At 73.0% G+C, this 19,954-nt stretch carries 17 protein-coding genes; 7 read left to right on the top strand and 10 right to left on the bottom strand.

Annotated features, from left to right (window positions below):
- The first annotated feature begins 76 nt into the window (after positions 1-76).
- The 7 genes from ASD33_RS27450 to ASD33_RS27420 are packed head-to-tail and all read left to right on the top strand — an operon-like array spanning position 77 to position 6,226.
- The gene (locus tag ASD33_RS27450; RefSeq protein WP_056566173.1) at positions 77-1,255 is read left to right on the top strand and encodes an aminotransferase class I/II-fold pyridoxal phosphate-dependent enzyme; all 1,179 of its coding nucleotides are present in this window, start codon (positions 77-79) and stop codon (positions 1,253-1,255) included.
- A complete protein-coding gene (locus ASD33_RS27445) occupies positions 1,245-1,805 on the top strand; it encodes a DUF6190 family protein (protein ID WP_242427174.1) in 561 nt (186 codons plus the stop codon). Before ASD33_RS27450 ends, ASD33_RS27445 begins: the two co-directional genes overlap by 11 nt.
- A 25-nt stretch (positions 1,806-1,830) precedes the next feature.
- Entirely contained in the window at positions 1,831-2,637 is an 807-nt protein-coding gene (locus ASD33_RS27440) for a dihydrodipicolinate synthase family protein (protein WP_056566171.1), read from the top strand.
- A complete protein-coding gene (locus ASD33_RS27435) occupies positions 2,634-3,536 on the top strand; it encodes an iron-containing redox enzyme family protein (RefSeq protein WP_079045058.1) in 903 nt (300 codons plus the stop codon). Before ASD33_RS27440 ends, ASD33_RS27435 begins: the two co-directional genes overlap by 4 nt.
- On the top strand, positions 3,533-3,850 hold the full coding sequence (locus ASD33_RS27430) for a Rieske 2Fe-2S domain-containing protein (RefSeq protein WP_056566168.1): 318 nt from the start codon (positions 3,533-3,535) through the stop codon (positions 3,848-3,850). The genes ASD33_RS27435 and ASD33_RS27430 overlap by 4 nt, the downstream gene beginning before the upstream one ends.
- Complete coding sequence (locus ASD33_RS27425; RefSeq protein ID WP_056566166.1) at positions 3,847-5,298, top strand: cytosine permease; 1,452 nt, start codon at positions 3,847-3,849, stop codon at positions 5,296-5,298. The genes ASD33_RS27430 and ASD33_RS27425 overlap by 4 nt, the downstream gene beginning before the upstream one ends.
- A 4-nt stretch (positions 5,299-5,302) precedes the next feature.
- Positions 5,303-6,226 carry a PDR/VanB family oxidoreductase gene (locus tag ASD33_RS27420; RefSeq protein ID WP_199863597.1) on the top strand — a complete coding sequence of 308 codons (924 nt, stop codon included), beginning with the start codon at positions 5,303-5,305 and terminating at the stop codon, positions 6,224-6,226.
- Positions 6,227-6,303: 77 nt separating this feature from the next.
- On the opposite strand, the gene ASD33_RS27415 is transcribed toward ASD33_RS27420, so the two are convergent.
- The 10 genes from ASD33_RS27415 to ASD33_RS27370 form a co-directional block, all read right to left on the bottom strand.
- Entirely contained in the window at positions 6,304-7,392 is a 1,089-nt protein-coding gene (locus ASD33_RS27415) for a Zn-dependent alcohol dehydrogenase (protein ID WP_107103780.1), read from the bottom strand.
- Between the two features lie 18 nt (positions 7,393-7,410).
- Complete coding sequence (locus ASD33_RS27410; protein ID WP_056566163.1) at positions 7,411-8,802, bottom strand: aldehyde dehydrogenase family protein; 1,392 nt, start codon at positions 8,800-8,802, stop codon at positions 7,411-7,413.
- A 288-nt stretch (positions 8,803-9,090) separates the two neighbouring features.
- Positions 9,091-9,879 (bottom strand): class F sortase, encoded by a 789-nt coding sequence (locus ASD33_RS27405; RefSeq protein ID WP_079045056.1) that lies wholly within the window; start codon positions 9,877-9,879, stop codon positions 9,091-9,093.
- The gene (locus ASD33_RS35210; protein ID WP_056566158.1) at positions 9,866-10,519 is read right to left on the bottom strand and encodes a hypothetical protein; all 654 of its coding nucleotides are present in this window, start codon (positions 10,517-10,519) and stop codon (positions 9,866-9,868) included. Before ASD33_RS35210 ends, ASD33_RS27405 begins: the two co-directional genes overlap by 14 nt.
- Positions 10,520-10,789: 270 nt before the next feature.
- Positions 10,790-12,205, bottom strand: coding sequence for a citrate:proton symporter (locus ASD33_RS27395; protein ID WP_056567112.1), 1,416 nt, complete (start codon positions 12,203-12,205; stop codon positions 10,790-10,792).
- Between the two features lie 220 nt (positions 12,206-12,425).
- Positions 12,426-14,636, bottom strand: coding sequence for a molybdopterin-dependent oxidoreductase (locus ASD33_RS27390; RefSeq protein ID WP_056566154.1), 2,211 nt, complete (start codon positions 14,634-14,636; stop codon positions 12,426-12,428).
- 77 nt (positions 14,637-14,713) lie between these two features.
- Positions 14,714-15,445 carry a TetR family transcriptional regulator gene (locus ASD33_RS27385; RefSeq protein WP_056566151.1) on the bottom strand — a complete coding sequence of 244 codons (732 nt, stop codon included), beginning with the start codon at positions 15,443-15,445 and terminating at the stop codon, positions 14,714-14,716.
- A 49-nt stretch (positions 15,446-15,494) separates the two neighbouring features.
- Positions 15,495-16,841, bottom strand: a complete 1,347-nt coding sequence (locus ASD33_RS27380; protein WP_242427173.1) for a hypothetical protein — start codon at positions 16,839-16,841, stop codon at positions 15,495-15,497.
- Entirely contained in the window at positions 16,838-17,662 is an 825-nt protein-coding gene (locus ASD33_RS27375) for a hypothetical protein (RefSeq protein WP_107103788.1), read from the bottom strand. Before ASD33_RS27375 ends, ASD33_RS27380 begins: the two co-directional genes overlap by 4 nt.
- Before the next feature lie 41 nt (positions 17,663-17,703).
- Complete coding sequence (locus ASD33_RS27370) at positions 17,704-19,911, bottom strand: right-handed parallel beta-helix repeat-containing protein (protein WP_056566147.1); 2,208 nt, start codon at positions 19,909-19,911, stop codon at positions 17,704-17,706.
- Positions 19,912-19,954 lie beyond the last annotated feature (43 nt).

Here is a 19,954-nt window from a genome sequence, read left to right as displayed (position 1 = left end):
GGCACTCGAAGCTCCTACAGTCATTCACGCCGCCGGAATTCCGGACGGAGATTCGTATCGACAGCGGGAGTTCTTCATGTCGTTGACCGACAAGGCAGACGTCAGCACGTTCGTCGACCTCACCCAGCACGAGATCGAAGCCCTGAAGACCCGGTTCAACCTGGCCGACGCGCACACCCACCAGCGTCAGTCCGCGTCCCAGGAGCGGATCGTCTCGCGGCTTCCCGAGCTGTGGCACGAGTCCGAGTCGAAGCAGCAGGCGCACTTCGAGCGCCAGTTCATCGACGCCTTCTTCCGTCTGCACCAGCAGCCCACCGCCCGTGCGATGGACCGCACGCTCCTTTCCTACTCCGCCAGCGTGTCGACGATGGTCGCCGGCATGTTCCTCAAGCAGCGCGGGATGTCGGTGCAGCTCGTCGAGCCCTGCTTCGACAACCTGGTCGACCTGCTCCGCAACATGCAGGTGCCGATCTCCCCGCTCGCCGAGTCGGCGCTGCACGAGAAGGACGCCATCTACGAGCGGCTCGTGGACCAGGTCGACGCCGACGCCATCTACCTCGTCGACCCCAACAACCCCACCGGGTTCACCCTGCTCGCCGAGAAGCTGGAGGGCTTCCGCGAGGTCGTCCGCTACTGCGTGGACCACGACAAGGTCCTGGTGATGGACTTCTGCTTCGCGTCCTTCGCGCTCTGCGACGAGGGCGTCGGCCGGGTGGACATCTACCAGCTCCTGGAGGAGTCCGGCGTCACGTACATGGTGATGGAGGACACCGGCAAGACCTGGCCGATCCAGGACGCCAAGTGCGCCATGATCACGGCCAGCCGGAACATCCAGGAGGAGGTCTACAACCTCCACACCAGCGTGCTGCTGAACGTCTCGCCGTTCGTCCTCAACATGGTCACGCAGTACATCGAGGACTCGATCACCGACGGCTTCGCCTCGGTGCGCGACATCATCAAGACCAACGGCGACGCCGCCCGCGCCGCGCTGCACGGCACCATCCTGGAGTTCCAGGAGCCGGTCGTCGGCACCAGCGTCGCCTGGTTCCGGATCAAGCCGGAGCACCTGACCGCCACCCAGCTGCAGGCCGTCCTCTTCGACGAGGAGGTGTACGTCCTGCCGGGCACCTTCTTCTACTGGAACACCAAGGAGAAGGGCGAGCGCTTCGTGCGCCTGGCCCTGGCCCGCGAGCCCGAGGTCTTCGCCGGCGCCATGGAGCGGATGCGGAAGGTGCTCGAGCGCTATGCGGCCTGAAGCGAACCCGACGGTGACCGGCCACGGCCCCGAGGCGACTGACCACGCCCCCACGGTGTTCATCGACGCCACGCTCTTCATGGGCATGCACAGCGAGGACGACGCCGTCCGCGTCGGCGCCAAGGCCTTCTTCGCCGGCCGGCTGGCCGCCGGGGACGCGGGCCGGGTCGTCATGAGCTGGGAGCAGGTGGGCCGCTGCGACGACCTGGTCTGGGCGTACGAGCGCGGCGTGCAGGACGAGTACTACCCGTTCATGGACGTCCTCCACACCGACCTGGCGATCGACCGGGTCCCGTACGAGGAGGACGACGTCCGCCGGGCGTTCGGCACGCCCGCGCTGGAGGGCCTGCCCGCGCACGAGCGGCTGCTGCTCGCCCAGGTCATCGGCCGCGGGGGCGTCCTGCACACGGCGAGCCCCCGGCTCCTCAAGGCGGCGGACGGGCTGCCCGTCGTGCCGGTCGGGACCGGCGCGGAGCCCTCGTTCCCCGCGTATCTGGAGGACCTCTACCAGCGCTCGCTGGTGCTGAAGGTCGACTCCGCCAACCTCTGAAGACCTTCCGAAGGGCGCCCCACTCATGCCTGGCATCTACTCCGGGACCGTCGTCCCGCTCATCACCCCCCTCGACGAGCACGGCACCGTCGACGAGCAGAGCGTGGTCCGTCTCCTGGACCACATCCGCGCCGACGTCAACGGCCTCATGCCGGCCCTGACCTCGGGCGAGGGCTGGAAGCTCGACGCGACGCAGTGGCGGGACGTCGTCACGTACACCGTGCGGCACGCGGCCGGACTGCCCGTGCTGGCCGGCATCCAGCTGCCCGACACCGCGGCCGTGATCGACCGGGCGCGTGAGGCGGCCGAGATAGGCGCCGACGCGATCGTCGTCACCACCCCGTTCGGCGCCGAGGTGACGCAGGACCAGATCGTCGAGCACTACAAGGCGATCCGCGCGGCCCTCGACATCCCGATCTTCCTCTACAACGAGGAAGCCCTCTCGGGCAATCGCATCGAGTTCGACACCCTCCTCCGGATCTGCGAGGAGATCCCCGGGATCGTCGGCATCAAGGAGTCCAGCGGCGACGCCGCCTTCACCCGGAAGATGGCCGAGGCCGGCACCGGCATCCCGGTCTTCGAGGGCTGGGAGAACCTGCTCGTCGACGCCCGCGGCATCGACGGCTTCATCGGCCCGCTGGCCAACCTCGAACCCGGTCTGTGCAACGCGATGCTGGTCGACCCCACCCCGGACCGCCAGGCGGAGATCAACACCGTCTGCGAGCGGTACGGCGTGTTCCTCGACGACTGGTACCGCTGGGTCAAGCAGGAGCTGCACCGGCGCGGCGTGATCAGCTCCCCGACCGTGCACGAGGAGGCGAAGGCGGCATGAGCACCACCCCCGCCCCAGCCACGACCCCGTCCCCGGCCGTCACCGACCCCGCCGTCCCGGTCGTCGCCCACTCGATCACGGCCCCGGCCGCGACCGCCCAGCGCGAGCTGCACGGCCTCTACCGGCGCGTCCCCAACCTCGGCGACTACGGGTCGATGACCGCGATCGAGGAGCGGTGGATCCTGCCCAGGGCGAAGGCGTACGAGGCCTCGGCGCCCCGCTTCGGCTCGGCCGGCGAACTGCTCCAGGGGCTCAAGGAGTTCCTCTCCGAGGAGGAGGCCGCGATCCCCGAGAGCGCCACCTTCCTGGCCGAGCACGCGACGCTCGAACAGTTCAAGGTCGTGGTGCGGCAGTTCGCCCTCGACGGCCTCACCGAGTCCGAGTCGCTGCTCCCGGTCGTCCCCCGGCTGCCGTACCGCTCGGCGATGGCGGTCTTCCGGGTCCTCATCGACGAGCTCGGCTGCGGCAACGAGGAGAAGGCGCACTCCCAGCTCTACCGCGACCTGCTCACCGAGCTCGGCATGAGCCTGGACCTCGACGACTACCTCGACGAGACCACCCCGGAGTGCTTCGCCTACGTCAACATGTTCCACTGGCTGGCGAGCCGGGCGTCCTCCCCCCAGTACTTCCTGGGCGCGTACGCCTACTTCGAGACCAGCGTCCTGTACGCCTTCCAGAGCTTCGCCCGTGCGGCGCGGCGCCTCGGGATCGTCCACGACGCCTACTACACCGAGCACCTGTACATCGACTCGTACCACAGCAGTCACATGCGTACGGCGATCCGCGCCCTCGACGAACCCGACCTGGCCAAGATCTGGGCGGGGGTGCGGCTGGCCTCCGACATCGTCGGCACGGCCACCGAGACGGCGATCGCGCGGGCCCGGGAGACCGTCGCATGACGGCCGTGCCCGCCGGGCGGCGGCGGGAGTCCGGGGAACCCGCCGTCCGCCAGGTGACCGAGGAACTGATCCTGGTCGAGGTCGCCGGCCGCAAGGTCCTCGCGGCCGCCGTCTGCCCGCACCGCGGGGGCAGGCTCAAGTACGCCCGGGTCGACGGGGACAAGCTGCGCATCACCTGCCCCCTGCACCACACGACCTTCGACCTGACCAGCGGGGAGCGCACCTCGGGCGCGCGCTGCGCGGCCCTCCGGGTCGTCGACGTGCTGCCCGGCGAGGACGCTCCCGGGGCGGCCCCCTCCGGGGGCGCCTCATGACCACCACACCGACCGGGGCGGCGTCCACCGCGACGCCGCCCCGTGCGGCGGTCGACCACGACGGCATCGCTCCGGTGCCCGAGGCCGAACGCACCTCGACACCCGGCGACTTCGGCTGGATCTGGCCCTCCGCCCAGTTCTCCTTCGGCACCGTCGTCCTCGGCGCGCTGCCCGTCGTCTTCGGCCTGGGCTGGTGGGCGTCGGCGAGCGCCATCGCGGTGGGCGTCGCCGTCGGCACGGCGCTGCTCGCGCCGCTCGCCCGCTTCGGCGTCCGGACCGGCACCAACGACCCGGTGGCGAGCGGGGCGCACTTCGGCGTGCGGGGCAGGGTCGTCGGCAACCTCCTCACGGTGGTGACCGCGCTCGGCTTCTTCGCCATCGCCGTCTGGACGGGCGGCACGGCCGTCATGGTCGCCGGGCACCGGCTGTTCTCCACCCCCACCGGCCCCGGTGCGCTGACCGCCGCGATGTTCGTGACGGCGGCGGCGGTCGCGCTGGTCGCCGTACGCGGCCACCAGACCCTCGTCCGCACGTACAAGGTCACGGCCGTCACCGGCGGCGCGGTCCTGCTCGGCACCGCGCTCGTCCTCGCTCCCGACTTCGACCCGGGGTACGCCGGCGGGCTGCTCGCGCTGGACAGCGCCCTGCACACCTGGCTGCTCGCGGCGACCGCGTCCGCGACCGTGCCCCTCTCGTACGCCACCTTCCAGGGCGACTACACCCGCTTCATGCCGGCCTCGACGCCCACCGGCCGGGTGGTGCGGGCGAGCGGGCTCTCGATGTTCCTCAGCAGTCTCGCGGCGCTGCTCACCGGCGCGTACGTGACGACGCTGTTCCCGGTCCCCGACGATCCGTGGCTCCAGGGCCTGACGGACGCGGTGCCCGGCTGGTTCGCGGTGGCGGTCGTCGTGTTCGGCTTCGCGGGCACCCTGCCGCAGGCCGGGCTCTGTCTGTACGCGGCCGGGCTCTCCGCCAACTCGGTGTTCTGGCGCTCCTCCCGGGCCGCCGTCACCACGGTCGTCGCGCTGCTCGCCGCGGCCGTGCTGTACCTCGGGGCGGTGATGTACGACGCCATGGACGCGATGTCGGCGTTCGTGACGCTGCTGCTGACGGTCGTCGCCCCCTGGGCGGCGGTGCTCTCCGTGGGCTACGTGCTGCACCGGGGCCGGTACGACGCCGAGGCGCTGCGCACCTTCACCACCGGCGGCGGCGGTCGGTACTGGTACACCGGCGGGGTCAACCCGCGGGCCGTCACCGCCTTCGTCCTGGGCTCGGCCGTGGGGATCCTGTGGGTCAACAACCCGCTGTACACCGGGCCGTTGACCGATCTCACCGGCGGGGTCGACCTGAGCCTGCCGGCCTCCTTCACGGTCGCCGCCGTGCTGTACGGGGTGCTCTGCCGGGTGTGGCCGGAACCGCTGCTGCCGCCGTCCCGAGTTTCGAGGTGATGCCATGTCCATGGTCCGACTGACGGTCCGCTCGGTGGTCCGGGAGGCCGAGGGCGTCCTCGGGCTGCTGCTCTCCGACCCGACGGGCGCCGTGCTGGCCCCGTGGGAGCCGGGTGCCCATCTGGAGGTGACCCTGCCGTCCGGGGCGGTCCGGCACTACTCGCTCTGCGGCGACCCGGCGGACCGGAGCACGTACCGGCTCGGGGTGCTGCGCGAACCGGCGGGCCGGGGCGGTTCCGAGGAGATCCACACCTCGGTCGGTGAGGGCACGGTCCTCGGGGTGCGGGGCCCGTTCAACCGCTTCCCGCTCGTGCCCGCCGAGCGGTATCTGTTCGTCGCGGGCGGCATCGGCATCACCCCGCTGCTGCCGATGGTCCGCTCGCTGCCGCCGGGGTCCTGGTCCCTGCTGTACGGCGGGCGGAGCCTCGCCTCCATGGCGTACCGCGAGGAACTCGCCGGGCTCCCGGGGGTCTCGCTCGTCCCGCGGGACACGGAGGGGCTGCCCGATCTGGACGGCGTGCTGGGCGGGCTGCCCGCCGGGACGGCCGTGTACTGCTGCGGCCCGGAGGGGCTGCTGCGGGCGGTGGAGGAGCGGTGGGGCGGGCCGCTGCACACGGAGCGGTTCGGGGCGGCGCCGCCGGTCGCGGAGGCGTCCGGCGCGGGCGCTTTCGAGGTCGAGCTGCGGCGGAGCGGGCGGATCCTGCGCGTGGAGCCCGGGCGGACCCTGCTCGACACCGTGCGTGAGGTGGTGCCGGGTGTCGCGTACTCCTGCGAGGAGGGGTGGTGCGGCACCTGCGAGACGAAGGTGATCGCCGGAACGCCGGAGCACCACGACTCCGTCCTCGGGGACGACGAGAAGGCCTCGGGGACGACGATGATGATCTGTGTGGGGCGCTCGCGCGGCGACCGCCTGGTGCTCGACATCTGATCGACGTGCGGGATCCCGTACCGGCGGTTTCGGCCGGTACGGGCTCCCGCACGTCGTCAGCTGTCAGGTGCCGGGCATCAGGGGAAGACGACCAGCGCCCGGCCGCCCTTGCCAGCGAGCATGTTGTCGAAGGCGCCGGGGATGCCGTCCAGGGTGATCCGCTCGGTGACCAGGGCGCCGAGGTCGAAGCGGCCGGCCCTGATGTGCTCGGCGAGCACGGGCAGGTCGGCGGCCGGGTCGGAGTTGCCGTAGACGCAACCGGCGAGGGTGCGGCCCCAGTGGAAGATCTCCAGGGCGTTGAAGGTGACCTGCTGGTCCTTGCCGCCGATGCCGACGACCGTGGTCCGGCCGCCGCGCCGGGTGGACTCCCAGGCGGTACGGATGGTGACGGCGCGGCCGACGCACTCGACGGCCACGTCGACGCCGTGGCCCCCCGTCAGCTTCCGGATGTCCTTGGCGGTGGTCGCGGAGGCGACGACGTACTCGGTGGCCCCCGCCGCCCGGGCGAGCTCCTCCTTCTCCGGGGAGACGTCCACGGCGACGATCGTCGCGGCGCCGGCGATCCGGGCGGCCTGGAGGGTGGCGAGGCCCACGCCGCCGACGCCGAACACCGCGACGGTCTCGCCGGCGCGGACCCGGGCGGAGTGGTGGACGGCGCCCCAGCCGGTGAGGACGGCGCAGCCGAGCAGCGCCGCGTCGGTGAGCGGCACTCCGTCGGGCGCGGGGAGGACGCAGCGCGCGGCGACGACGGTCTCCTCGGCGAAGGCGGCGACGTTGAGGCCGGGGTGGAGCGGGGTGCCGTCCGCGGTGTGCGCGTGGACGTTCGCCGTGCCGGTGAGGGCGTCGGCGCAGAGCCAGACCTCACCGAGCGAGCAGGGGTGGCAGACGCCGCAGGACGGCGCCCAGTTGAGGACGACCCCGTCGCCGGGGGCGACATGGGTGACGCCCTCGCCGACGGAGAGGACGGTGCCGGCGCCCTCGTGGCCGAGGACGGCCGGGACCGGCACGCGCATGGTGCCGTCGGAGAGGGACAGGTCGGAGTGGCAGACGCCGGCGGCGGCGAGCCGGACCCGGACCTGGCCGGGGCCGGGCTCGGGAAGCTCGATGTCGGTGATCTCCAGCGGCGAGCCGACGGCGGGCAGGACGGCGGCGCGGATCGTGCTCACGGGGAGGCTCCTCGGGGCTCAGAACTGGAGGGACTTGGTCTGGAGGTACTCGGCGAGGCCGTGCGCGCCGAGTTCGCGGCCGACGCCCGACTGCTTGTAGCCGCCGAAGGGGGCGAGCGGGTTGAACCGGCCGCCGTTGATGTCGACCTGGCCGGTCTCCATGCGGCGGGCGAAGGCGACGGCCGCCTCGGGCTCGCCCCAGACGGCCCCGGCGAGGCCGTACACGGTGCCGTTGGCGAGGGCGAGGGCCTCGTCCTCGTCCTCGTACCGGAGGAGGGAGACGACCGGGCCGAAGATCTCCTCCTGGGCGATGGTCATCTCGGGGGTGACGTCGGCGAAGACGGTCGGGGAGACGTAGTAGCCGGTCTCGCGCGGGGCCTCGGGGCCGCCGGCGACGAGCCGGGCACCCTCCTCGATCCCCTTCTCGATGTAGCCGCGGACGCGCTGCTGCTGCTTGGCGTTGACCAGCGGGCCGACGCGCTCGCCGGGGACGTACTTGGCGACGGCCTCGACGGCCAGCGCCACCGCCTCCTCGTACCGGTCGGCGGGGATCAGCATCCGGGTCCAGGCGCTGCAGGTCTGCCCGGAGTTGGACATGACGTTGGCGACGCCGACGGCGACGGCCTTGGCGAGGTCGGCGCTCGGCAGGATCACGTTGGCGGACTTCCCGCCGAGTTCGAGGGCGACCCGCTTGACGGCACCGCCCGCGAGGGCGCCGATGCGGCGGCCGACGGCGGTGGAGCCGGTGAAGGAGACGAGGTCGACGTCCGGGTGCTCGGCGAGCGCCTGGCCGGCGACCGGGCCGAGGCCGGTGACCAGGTTGAACACTCCGGCGGGCAGCCCGGCCTCGTGGACGGCCTCGGCGAAGAGCTGGGCGGTGAGCGGGGTGTCCTCGGCGGGCTTGAGGACGGTGGCGCAGCCGGCGGCGAGGGCCGGGGCGACCTTGGCGACGATCTGGTGGAGCGGGTAGTTCCAGGGGGTGATGGCCCCGACGACGCCGACCGGCTCGGCGTAGACGGTGGAGTTGCCGACCTTCTCCTCGAAGGGGTGGGCGGCGGCCAGTTCCGCGTACGAGCCGGCCACGGCGATCGGCAGTCCGGCGTGCACGGCGGCGGCGAGCTGCGGCGGGGCGCCGAGTTCGGCGGTGACGGTGGCGGCGATCTCCTCCGCGCGGGCGGCGAGCGCGTCGCGCAGGGCGGCGATACGGGCTCCGCGCTCGGCGGGCGGGGTCGCGGCCCAGCCGGGCAGGGCGGCGCGGGCGGCGCGTACGGCGGCGTCGACGTCCTCGGCGGTGCCGGCCGGCACATGGCCGATGACCTGCTCGTCCGCCGGGTTGATCACGGCGATCGTGTCGGAGCCGGCGGCGGGGCGCCACTCCCCGCCGATGTACATCGCGTCGTGCGCCTTCATCCGCTGTCTCCTCACGCTGCCGACGGGTGCGTCGGCGACCGGTTCACCGTCCGCACCAAACTAGCGCTGTTAGTTTTCGGGCGCCAGGGCGTCGGAACGTGGGCCAGGTCTCCGTGTCGAGCCGGATCCGGCGCGGGGCGGCCGGACACGGAGCCGCGCCCGGGGCGCGCACCGGGTGGTGCGGGCCGCCGGACGCGGCGGGGCGGGGCCGACGGAGCGGCTGGTGTCCGTCGGAACCGGTGCGGGTCCTCGTCGTCGAGCGACCCGCTTCTTCGGGGTGCTCGCGGGTCAGATCTTCCGGGCGATGTCGGTGAGGTGGGCGAAGACGACGATGTTCGCCTCGTAGCCCTTCGTGCGGTCGAAGGCACCTCCGCAGGTCAGCAGCCGCAGTTCGGGCCGCCCGGTGGCGCCGTACACCTCCTTGTCGGGGAAGTCGGCCTTGGCGTACGTACGGACGCGGTCGACGGTGAAGACGGCGACCCTGCCGTCCGCGCGGGCGACCCGGACCGTGTTGCCGGGGCTGAGCGAGTCGAGGTTGAGGAAGACGGCCGGCCCGGTACGGGTGTCGCGGTGGCCGACGACCACGGCGGTCCCGCGCTCCCCCGGACTGACCCCCTTCGCGTACCAGCCGACGACCCGGGGGTTGTCGACGGGCGGCGTCCCGAGCCGGCCCGCCGCGTCCAGAGCGAGTTCCGTCACCGGCGCCTCGATGGTGATGGCCGGGACGGCGACGGCGGTGGGACGCGAACGGGCCAGCGGCGAGGGCGGGGGTACGGGCCTCGGCGCGGCCTTCGGCCGGGCGGGCGCCGGGGCATGGCCCGGCGCACCCTCCCGGGGCTTCGCCTTGTGGTCCAGCGCGGCCGGCGCCCCGGCCACCGCCTGCGCCCCGGTCCCGCCGGGCGCGGCCGGGCCGGCGGCGAGCTGTCCGGCGGCCGGATCCTCGCCCCCGGCCCACCAGACGCCCCCGGTCACCAGGACCACGGTCACCGTCACGGTCCTGGCGAGCCGGAACAGGCGCCGACGCCTGCGCGCGACGCGCGACGGCCTACGCGGCACCGATGCCCTACGCGGCGCCATCGTCGCGGCGGCGCGAGCGGCGGATCAGGACCAGTCCGGCCGTACCGGCGAGACCGGCCGCGACGGCGGCCCCGATGCCGAAGGCGGAGGAGTCCTCGGCGGCGATCACCGCGCTGCCGCCGCCGCCCGCGCCGACCGGGCCGTGCGGGGGCTTGCCGTGGCCGTGTCCGCCGGGACCGCCGGTGCCGTTGCCGCCGGTCGTCGGCGGGTTGGTGATGACGTCACCGGGGCACTCGACCTTGAAGACCTTCTGCTTGCCGGCTCCGTTCTCGCCCGCGAAGGTCCAGACGAGCTTGTACTGGCCGCTGGGCAGCGACAGCGGGCCGGTGTGCCCCTTGCCGGTGCCGCCGAGGGTGATGTGGCCGCTGAGCTGCGGGTCGTCGGCCTTGGGTGGCTGGGGGCTGATCTCCCAGTCGACCTCTTCCAGCGAGTCGAAGTTGAACGCCGCCAGGTAGAACTTGCAGACCTTCGGCTCGTTGGCCTGGGAGTCGAAGGGCGTGCCCACCTTGTGGATCTTCACGTCGCCGTTGTCGCCGGGGGCGGCGAAGGCGGCCGGGGCGCCGGCGAGCGAGAGGCCACCGAGGGCGAGCACGGCGGCGGTGGCGGTCACGGCGAGGGGACGGGTGGTACGAGCGGTCATGCGGGGGCCTCCGGAGGGGCATCGTCAGTGATGAGCCGATAATCGGACTATCCGTGACGAAGCTGCGACAGAGGGTGGCGACATGCCCTCGCCACCCTCCCAAGTCGCCCGTCCGGCTCAGCCCCTGCGCGGGGCGGGACCCCGACCGGTTCAGACCCCGTGCGGGGCGGGCCGGTCCGGCTCCGTGCGGCCGGTCCGGCTTCCGCGCGGGCCGGTCCGGCTTCCGCGCGGGCCGGTCCGGCTTCCGCGCGGGCCGGTCCGGCTTCCGCGTCAGATGATTCCGAAGAGGATTCCCGCCGCGAGCACGACCAGCGAGGTCAGCGCGGCCCACTTGACCGTGAACTTGGTGTGGTCGCCGAACTCGACCTTCGCCATGCCGACGAGGACGTACACGGCGGGCACCAGCGGGCTCGACATGTGCAGCGCCTGGCCGACCAGCGACGCCCGCGCGATCTCCAGCGGCGAGACGCCGTGCGCCGCACCCGCCTCGGCGAGGACCGGCAGCACACCGAAATAGAAGCCGTCGTTCGACATGAAGTACGTGAGCGGGAGGCTCAGCACACCGGTGACCAGCGCCATGTGCGGGCCCATGCCGGCGGGGATGGCGCCGACCAGCCAGTCGGCCATGTGCTTGACCATGCCCGTACCGGTGAGGACACCGGTGAAGACGGCGGCGGCGAACACCATGCCGGAGACGTTGAGGACGTTGTCGGCGTGAGCGGCGATCCGCGCCTTCTGCTCGGTCATGTTCGGGTAGTTCACGGTCAGCGCGAGGGCCGCGCCGAGGAGGAACAGCACCGGGATCGGCATCAGTTCGAGGATCATCGCGGCGAGCAGCGCGACCGTCAGACCGGCGTTGAACCAGTACAGATTGGGTCGCAGCGTCGCCCGCTCGGGGTCGAGCCCCTGGAAGCCCTCGTCGGCCTGCGCGTCCTCGCCCCCACCGGCACCGGCGGCGGCACCCGTACCGGCGCCCGGCTTCTTCGCCGGCGTGTCCGTGCTACCGCCGCCGCCGCCCGTGCCGACCAGCACGGTCTCGGTCTCCGGCACCAGGGCCTCGTCCAGCGTGAGGTAGCCGATGCGCTTGCGCTCACGGCGGCCGAGGACGTACGCGAGGACGAAGACGAAGAGCAGGCCGACACCGAGCGCGGGGATCATCGGGACGAAGATGTCGGCGGCGTCCAGCTTCAGGGCGGTCGCGGCACGGGCCGTCGGGCCACCCCAGGGCAGGGTGTTCATGACGCCGTTGGCGGTCGCGGCGACACCCGTCATGACCACCAGGCTCATCCCGAGCCGCTTGTACAGCGGATACATCGCCGAGACGGTGATCATGAAGGTGGTGGAACCGTCGCCGTCGAGCGAGACGATCGCGGCCAGCACCGCCGTACCCACGACGACCCGCACCGGATCGGCCTTGCAGAAGCGCAGGATGCCCCGGACGATCGGGTCGAAGAGACCGACGTCGATCATCACACCGAAGTAGACGATCGCGAACATCAGCATCGCGGCCGTCGGCGCCAGCTTGCCGACTCCTTCGATGACGTAGTCGCCGAGCTGGGCCCCCTGTCCGACCGCGACGCAGAAGAGCGCGGGAATGAGTACGAGCGCCGCGATCGGCGACATCTTTTTCATCATGATCAGGACCAGGAAGGTCGCGATCATGGCGAAGCCGAGGACGGTCAGCATGGAGGACACCTCACGTTCACCGTTGAACTGCCGCCGAGCGGCGGTCCGCATGACGGTAGGTGCCCTCTTCTGCCGTTAACAAGATGTTGACGCGTGAGCAATACGAGCAAAACCCCAGGTCAAGGCGGTGGTGATCAGAACAGCACCTCGGGCGGGGACGGCTGCGGGCCGAAGACGGGGCCGGCTGCCGGGTCGTCCGGAGCTCCGGTCGAGGGGTCGGTCAGACCTCCGGCCGGAGGGGCGAGACCTGTACCGGGAAGCCGTTCAGCACGGCGGTGCCCGACAGGGGGTCGAGCCGGGAGCCGTCCAGCAACTGGTTGACGTTGACGCCGGGGCGCGTGGACGCCACCGAGAGCCGGGAGCCGGTCCGGTCGTGGCCCCAGCCGTGCGGGATGCTCACCACACCCGGCCGCACGGCGTCGCTCACCTCGACCGGCACCTCCAGCTCACCGCCCTCGCCCTTCACCCGGGCGAGGCCGCCGTCGGTCAGCCTCAGCCGGGCCGCGTCCTCGGGGTGCACCAGGAGGGTGCACCGGTTCGACCCCCCGCCGAGCACCGGGGTGTTGTGCAGCCAGCTGTTGTTGGAGCGCAGGTGGCGGCGCCCGACGAGCCGGAGGGTTCCCGGGTCGGGTACGGCGTGCAGCGCGGCCCCCAGCCGGGGCAGGTCGGCGGCCAGGGGCGCGGGGAACAGCTCGATCCGGCCGCTGCGGGTCTTGAGCAGCTGGGGCACGCGCGGCTCCAACGGGCCGAGGTCCAGGCCGTGCGGGTGCGCCCGCAGCTCGTCGAGGGTGAGCCCGTACGGGCCGAGGCGGAGCATGAGGTCGAGCCGGCGCTCGGGTCCGGTGTCCCCGGTCAGCCGGGCCGCGAACTCCCGGGGGTCCGCGCCGTGGGCGGGCGAGTGCTCCTGGGTCACGGCCTTGGCCAGGGTGGTGTCGATCGCGAGCTGGTCGACGGCGGACGGCGGGGCGCCGTGCATCCCCGACACGGCCAGGACCAGCCGCGCGTGGATCTCGCACTCGTCCATGCGGTCCGCTTCGAGAGGCAGGGCGGCGGGGGTGTAGCGGACCTGGTTGCGTACGGCGAAGTTGTTGAAGGCGTAGTCGAAGTGGGCGCTGCGGGACGGCGGGGGCGGCGGCAGCAGGACGTCGGCGTGGCGGGTGGTCTCGTTGAGGTAGGGGTCGACGGCGATCATGAGGTCGAGGGAGGCGAGGGCCGCGTCCAGGCGGTCGCCGTCGGGGGCGGACAGGACGGGGTTGGCGGCGATGGTGATCAGCGCCCGGACGCGCCCCTCCCCCGGCGTCTCGATCTCCTCTGCGAGTGCGACGAGGGGCAACTCCCCCTTGACCTCGGGGTGGTGGGAGACCCTGCTGTGCCGGCGGCCGAGGGCGAACCCCTTCCCGGGCGCGGCGGGGCGCGGGGCGGGCGCGGTGGCGGACAGGGGGAAGAGTGCGCCGCCGGGCCGGTCGAGGTTGCCGGTGAGGATGTTGAGGACGTCGACGAGCCAGTTGGCGAGGGTGCCGTGTTCGACGGTGGAGCTGCCCATCCGCCCGTAGACGGCGGCGGTGGGCGCGGCGGCCAGCTCCCGGGCGAGGGCGCGGATGGTGTCCGCGTCCACGTCGCAGGCCTCGGCGACGGCCTCGGGGGTGAACTCCGCCATCGCCGCCCGTACCTCCTCGGCCCCCTCCACATGGGCGGCGAGCGGGCCGAGGTCGGTGAGTCCCTCCTCGAAGAGGGTGTTCGCGAGGGCGGCGAGGAGGAGCGCGTCGGTGCCGGGGCGGATCGCGACGTGGCGGTCGGCGAGCCGGGCGGTGCGGGTGCGCCGGGGGTCGACGACGGTGAGGGTGCCGCCGCGCCGCCGGAGCGCCTTGAGCCGGCCGGGGAAGTCGGGCGCCGTGCACAGGCTGCCGTTGGAGTCCAGCGGGTTGGCTCCGAGGATCAGCAGGTGATCGGTGCGGTCCAGGTCCGGCACGGGGACGGCGAACGGGTCTCCGAACAGCAGGCCGCTGGAGACGTGCTTGGGCATCTGGTCGAGCGTGGACGCCGTGAAGAGGTTCCGGGTGCGCACCGCGCCGATCAGCAGGGGTGGGTAGAGGGCGCCGGCGATCGTGTGCACATTGGGGTTGCCCAGGACGATACCCACGGCATCGGGGCCGTACTCCTCCATCAGCGGGCGAATTCTGGCGGCGATCGTGTCGAAGGCTTCTTCCCAGGTGGCCTCGCGGAGCCGGCCGTCCTTGCGGACCAGGGGGCCGCGCAGCCGGTCCGGATCGGCGTCGATCTCGGGGAAGGCGGCGCCCTTGGGGCAGATGAAGCCCCGGCTGAAGACGTCGTCGCGGTCGCCGCGCGCCCCGGTGACGCGGGTCCCCTCGATCGTCAGGGTGAGTCCGCAGGTCGCTTCGCAGAGGGGACAGATGCGCAGGGCGGTGGACATGGAGTCTCCCTGGGGCGGCGTCGGGTGGCGCCGAGCATACCGACCGGTAGGCACGTACGGGAGGGGTGCGCGGGAGGTTACCCGAGCGAGGGCGCCAGGTAGGCGTAGAGCAGTTGGCGGGTCTCGTCGACGAGCGCCGGATCGCCGGCCGGGTCGGTGCGGAAGGCGAGCCGGACGAGGGCGTCGGCGGTCTCGACGCCGACCAGGACCTTCCGCCGCAGGTCGTCGTCGGCGGGGCGGCTGAGATGGGTGGCGAGCAGGGCGCAGATCCGCTCGGCGACCAGCCGGTTGGGGTCCTCGAGGTCGCTTCCTGCCGGGCTTCCGCCACTCCCCTCGGTGGCGTCCCCGGCGCGGCCCTCGCGGCCGCCGGCAGGCTCCTCGGCGTCGCGGCCGGCGGAGTTCTCGCCGGGGGCGGCGGCGGGCACGCCGAAGTCGACGAGCGCGAAGCCGGGGACGGTCCGCTTCATCGCGATGAACTCGTCCAGGACACCGTCGATGGCCCCGTGCGCGTCGAGGAAGGGCGCCTCGGCGAAGCGGTCCGAGATCCGCCGGGCGTACTCGTCGAGGTTGCGGTGGGCGAGGGCGGCGACCATCGCCCGCTTGTTGCCGAAGAAGCGGTAGACGGAGCCGATGGGGACTCCGGCGCGGCCGGCGACGGCGCGGGTGCTCAGCTGCTCGTACCCGGTCTCGTCGAGCAGGACGGCGCAGGCGTCGAGGATGCGGGCGAGCCGCTCGGCGCTCCGCTGCTGGACAGGGGCGCGTCGGAGGACGGGCGGGGTCTGGGGTCGCGTCTGGGGCACGGGGACCATGATGCCGCTCCCGTCGGGCGGTCGGACGGTCGGGCGACGGATGTCGGCTTCAGGCGATGAGCAGGCCGATGCCGCCGAGGGTGTACGCGATCATCAGCACGAACAGCGGGAGCTGCCCGGCGACGGCGCGGTCGGGCGGGAACAGGCGCACCGAGCGGTCGTGGGCGGCGATCACGCCGAGGACGTGACCGGTGACGATCGCCGAGACCTGGAGGGTCGCGAGACCCCCGGGGCCCAGTGGTGGGGCGGGTGCGAGGGCGTTGTCAGTGCCGCCTGCCAAGATGACTGTGCGTGGCCCTTCGGTGACGAAGAGCGAGAAGTAGTGGGCGACGAGATAGCCGAGGGCGATGGGCAGGAGCGAGTGGGCGAAGGAGGTGAGCGGGGTGGTGACGGTGCGGTTCATGAGGCGGAGGGCGCCCGCGCAGAGTCCGTAGCAGGCGGCGGCGAGGGCGACGGCCGCGAGGAGGCCGAGGGTGGCCGTGGGGGTGGGTCCGAGGGGTGAGGTCTGGAGGGTGGTGATCCAGCGGGGGTTGTCGGAGAGGCCGTCGTAGGCGGTGGAGCCGAGGAGGACACAGACGGTGGCGACGAGGCCGGGGGTCTGCGGGGTGGCGTCGAGGCCGTGGAAGGGGGAGCGGAGGACGAGCCGGCCGTCGGCGCGACGGCCCAGTGGGGAGAGCCGGGCGAGGAGGGAGGAGTAGACCTCGAAGGGGTCGGCGTGGGCGAACCAGGTGGCGCCGTAGCGGGCGGCGCCGAGCAGTTGGACGGAGGTGTGGACGGCGAGGGCGACGAGGAGGGTGGCCGTGGCGGTGTTGTCGGGGACGACGAGTTCGAGCCATGTGAAGAGGAGCAGCCCGAGGGCGGCGGGGCGGATGCCGACGGCGGCGGGAAGGGGGCGGGGAGTCCGCGGCGGGTGAAGGGAGTGGAGGGCGCGCAGGGGGTTGAGGAGGCGCCAGACGGGGCCGAGGAGGAGGGAGGCGGGGACGAGTCCGACCCAGAGCAGGACGTAGAGGGCGCCGGGGGCGGGGTTGCGGTCCGGGTCGTCCGGGCCGAGGAGGAGGTGGAGGAGGACGACGAGGGCGCCGGCGGCGCCGAGGAGGCGGAGGGCGGTACGGGTGGCCGGCGCGTCGGCCACCCGCTGGAGGGCGGCGGGGAGCGGGCGTCCCGACCGGTCCCCGCGGAAGCGGGAGGTGGACCAGAGCAGGCCGAGGGCGAGGAAGGAGATGAGGAGCGCGGCGAAGGCACCGGCGTAGGCGTAGAACGGCGAGAGGGGGAGGTCGTGCTGTGAGCCCACGCCGTGGGCGAGCGGTGTTCCGAGTGTGGGGGCGGGGGTCTGGGCGACCTCGGCCCCGGCGCCCCAGGCGGCCTGGGCGGCCGCCTGGGTGGGAGTGCCGGTCATCGGACGACGAGTTGGGTCAGCACGAGTCCGGACTCGTGGGTCTCCACCTCGAAGAGACCGGTGCGGTCGACGGTGAGGCTGAGGGTCGCGGGCGTGCCCGGGACGAGGGGCAGTTCACGGTCGTAGCCGTGGACGTGGACGGTGTCGGCGCGGTCGCCGGTGACGCGGAGGGTGAGGCGTTCGCCCTTCTTCAGCTCGATGCGGGAAGGGGGTGGTGCGACGGTCTTGCCGGTGATGGTGATGGTGACGGTGCGGCCGGGGTCGGGCGCGGGGGAAGAGGTCGGGCGCGGGCTCGGGGAGGTGACGGGAGGGGAGGTGGTCGGAGGAGAGGTGGCCGTGCGGCCGGGGCCGGAGGTGGTGGGGCCGGTGCCCAGGCGGAGGGTGGCCTGGACGGGGGCGCCGGCGACGGCCCAGACCGTGTGGTCGTCGGCGTGGAGCCGGACGGTCAGGGTGTGGGCGCCGGGCGGGACGTACCCCCAGGGGCCGTAGAGGCGGGCGGTCTCCCGGCCGTCGACGAGGAGGCGCGCGTGGCCGCGGCCCGGGAGGGCCGCGCCGCCGGTGCTCTCGGGGGTGAAGCGGAACCTCTCCACGACGAGGTGGACGTTCCAGCCGCCCTCGCTGTCGGGGAGGGCTTCGGCCCGGACGGTGGGCGCGTCCGCCGCGGGCAGTTCCCTGAGCCGGTGCCCGGCCTCGTCCCGGCCCGGGAGCAGGGTGCCGCTGCTCCCGGTGTCCTCCTGGTGGCTGGTTCCGGGCTTGTGGTGGGTGGTGGCCCGGCCGCCGCAGCCCGCGAGGGCCAGGGCGGCGGCCAGGACGAGCGCCAGGGGCGCGAGGGGGAGGCGGGGCGCGGCCCGCCGCGTGCGGGTCACGCCGTCCCCTCCTCGCCCGGTCGGCCCTCGGCGCGCGCGGAACCGGGGGCGGGGGCGCGCCCGGAGCCGGACGTGGGGGCGGAGCCAGGCCCGGAGCCGGAGCCGGACAGCTGCTCGGCTGCCGGTTGGGCTTCGGCTGCCGAGTCGGCGTCGCCTGCCGCGTCGGCTTCGGGGGTGGACGGGGGTTCGGGGGTCGGGTTCTGGGTGCGGGCGCCGGCGGCGACGACGGCCCAGAGGACCCAGACCACGCCGAGGAGGAGGCGGAGCCAGGCCGGGCTGACGGGGATGCCCGGGACCATCAGGACCGCCTTGTCGAAGGCGTCGAGGAGGGTGAGGGCCCCGAGGGCCACGGTGGTCCAGGCGAGGACCGGGCGGGTGGGACGGAGGGCGAGGCCCAGGAGGGTCCACCACAGGCCGGTGAGGAGCAGCGCGAGGGCCGGGACGGCGGTCGGGGTGAGGGCCAGGGTCGAGCCGGTCACGTCGAGGGCCAGGCCGGCCAGGCCGAGGAGGGAGGCGACGGCGGCGAGCCGGCTGCCGCGGAGGCGGCGCCGCCAGAGGGCGAAGCCCGCCAGGGCGAGGACGAGGGCGCTGCCGAGGGCGAGCTGGGTCTCGACGCGCTGGATGCCGCGGGAGCCGTACCAGTCGCAGCCGGCCGGGAGGCGGCGGGCCTGGACGTTGTAGTCGGCGCAGACGAGGAGCTGGGCGAGCTTGACGGGTTCGCCGACGAGGCGGTCGGTGTTGCCGGAGACGTCGCCGCGGCGGGCGCCGCAGCCGGGCAGGGCGCCGGGGCTGGCGGCTCCGGCGTCGGTCTGCCAGCAGTTGCCGCCGCCCTGGCCGTCCCACCAGACGTCGCTGCGGTTGGGGCGGGAGTTGCCGGCCTTGTCGACGCCGAGGTGGTTGTCCGCGTAGCGGTTGTGGTGGGAGGTGTCGGTCTGCTTGCCCCAGGCGGACTCGCCGCGGATGAAGGCGGGGACGGCGCTGAGGAAGAAGGCGGCGCGCTGGTGACCGTAGACCCAGTTGTTCTCGTAGAGGTTCCAGTTGCCGCCGGCGGTGATGATGCCGGTGCCGGGGGGCATGGAGATCTGGGGGCAGACGACGCCCTGTTCGTAGCCGCGGTCGACGGGCGGTTTGGCGCAGGTGCCGTCGGCGACGTAGGGGTAGTAGTTCGCGTTGTTGTCGTGGATCAGGTTGCGCTCGAAGTGGGCGTGGTTCTGGGGCAGCCCGGGGTGGCCGGGGAAGGCGGAGTCCATGGAGGCGCCGCCCATGTTGTGGTCGAACTCGTTGTCGTGGACCCAGACGGAGTCTCCGGCGGTGCCGGAGTAGCCGACCATGTTGTGGTGGCTGCGGCAGCCGGTGATCTCGATGGAGTAGCGGGGGACGTCGTAGCCGCGGTCGTTGTTGATGTTGGAGGCCGAGCCGGGGTAGATGCCGGAGTCGCCGTTGCCGTAGGACTCGCAGTTCTTGTAGAGGCCGTGGTCGGAGGCGAAGGTGAGGAAGCCGTACTCGTCGTTCCAGCGGGTGAGGACGTCGTCGATGACGAAGCCGTCGGCGGCGAGGACGTAGAGCGAGTTGAACGTGGTGCGCTGGGCGGTGAAGTTGCGGAAGTAGACGCCGTCGGTGCCGTCGGCGCGCACGGCGTTGAGCTTCCGGTACTTGGCGTCGATGACGACGTCGAGCCGGGAGGCCCCGGTGCCCTCGATCTGGAGGTTCTTCTTGCCGAGGATGGCGACGAGGTTCTGGTTGTGCGGGCACTGCCGCTGCTGCTCGTAGCTGAGGATCTGGTAGCCGAGGGCGGACTTGGGTGCCTTGAGGGTGGCGCAGGCTCCGGCCGGCGGCGGCAGGGAGGGCTCCTCCTCGTAGAGGCCGGGGAGGATCGCGATGGTGAGGCCGGGCCGGTCGACGGCGTCGACGGCCTGCTGGAGGTGGCGGTAGCCGCTGCGGGCGCAGCGTTCGAAGAGGGCGAGGTTGCGGGCCTTGAGGGTGGCGGGGAAGCCGGAGACGCGGCGGGCGAAGTCGGTCCGGTCGGTCTTGCAGACGAGGAGGTCGGGTTCCCCGGTGCGGAGCTTCGGCACGCTGCCGGAGCCGTCGGGGAAGGTGACGGGCCGCTCCTCGTGGGCCTGGGCCCCGGGTGCGGTGAGCAGGGTCGCGGCGAGTGCCGCGAGCACGGCCGTGAGCGCGAGAACGAACCTTCGGGTCCAGGACATGCGCGTGAGAGTAGAGCATTGTTCATCTTTTTTGACCCCCTCG

This window comes from Streptomyces sp. Root1304, from assembly GCF_001426405.1.
Lineage (GTDB): Bacteria > Actinomycetota > Actinomycetes > Streptomycetales > Streptomycetaceae > Streptomyces.
Note: the sequence above shows the minus strand (reverse complement) of the source record. Positions and strands in the feature narration are given on the sequence as shown.

What these genes read in the sequence shown, in the direction of transcription:
- ASD33_RS27450 (WP_056566173.1), top strand. Translation starts at nt 77, where the DNA reads ATGTCGTTGACCGACAAGGCAGACGTCAGCACGTTCGTCGACCTCACC.
- ASD33_RS27445 (WP_242427174.1), top strand. Translation starts at nt 1,245, where the DNA reads ATGCGGCCTGAAGCGAACCCGACGGTGACCGGCCACGGCCCCGAGGCG.
- ASD33_RS27440 (WP_056566171.1), top strand. Translation starts at nt 1,831, where the DNA reads ATGCCTGGCATCTACTCCGGGACCGTCGTCCCGCTCATCACCCCCCTC.
- ASD33_RS27435 (WP_079045058.1), top strand. Translation starts at nt 2,634, where the DNA reads ATGAGCACCACCCCCGCCCCAGCCACGACCCCGTCCCCGGCCGTCACC.
- ASD33_RS27430 (WP_056566168.1), top strand. Translation starts at nt 3,533, where the DNA reads ATGACGGCCGTGCCCGCCGGGCGGCGGCGGGAGTCCGGGGAACCCGCC.
- ASD33_RS27425 (WP_056566166.1), top strand. Translation starts at nt 3,847, where the DNA reads ATGACCACCACACCGACCGGGGCGGCGTCCACCGCGACGCCGCCCCGT.
- ASD33_RS27420 (WP_199863597.1), top strand. Translation starts at nt 5,303, where the DNA reads ATGTCCATGGTCCGACTGACGGTCCGCTCGGTGGTCCGGGAGGCCGAG.
- ASD33_RS27410 (WP_056566163.1), bottom strand. Translation starts at nt 8,802, where the DNA reads ATGAAGGCGCACGACGCGATGTACATCGGCGGGGAGTGGCGCCCCGCC.
- ASD33_RS27405 (WP_079045056.1), bottom strand. Translation starts at nt 9,879, where the DNA reads ATGGCGCCGCGTAGGGCATCGGTGCCGCGTAGGCCGTCGCGCGTCGCG.
- ASD33_RS35210 (WP_056566158.1), bottom strand. Translation starts at nt 10,519, where the DNA reads ATGACCGCTCGTACCACCCGTCCCCTCGCCGTGACCGCCACCGCCGCC.
- ASD33_RS27395 (WP_056567112.1), bottom strand. Translation starts at nt 12,205, where the DNA reads ATGCTGACCGTCCTCGGCTTCGCCATGATCGCGACCTTCCTGGTCCTG.
- ASD33_RS27390 (WP_056566154.1), bottom strand. Translation starts at nt 14,636, where the DNA reads ATGTCCACCGCCCTGCGCATCTGTCCCCTCTGCGAAGCGACCTGCGGA.
- ASD33_RS27385 (WP_056566151.1), bottom strand. Translation starts at nt 15,445, where the DNA reads ATGGTCCCCGTGCCCCAGACGCGACCCCAGACCCCGCCCGTCCTCCGA.
- ASD33_RS27380 (WP_242427173.1), bottom strand. Translation starts at nt 16,841, where the DNA reads ATGACCGGCACTCCCACCCAGGCGGCCGCCCAGGCCGCCTGGGGCGCC.
- ASD33_RS27370 (WP_056566147.1), bottom strand. Translation starts at nt 19,911, where the DNA reads ATGTCCTGGACCCGAAGGTTCGTTCTCGCGCTCACGGCCGTGCTCGCG.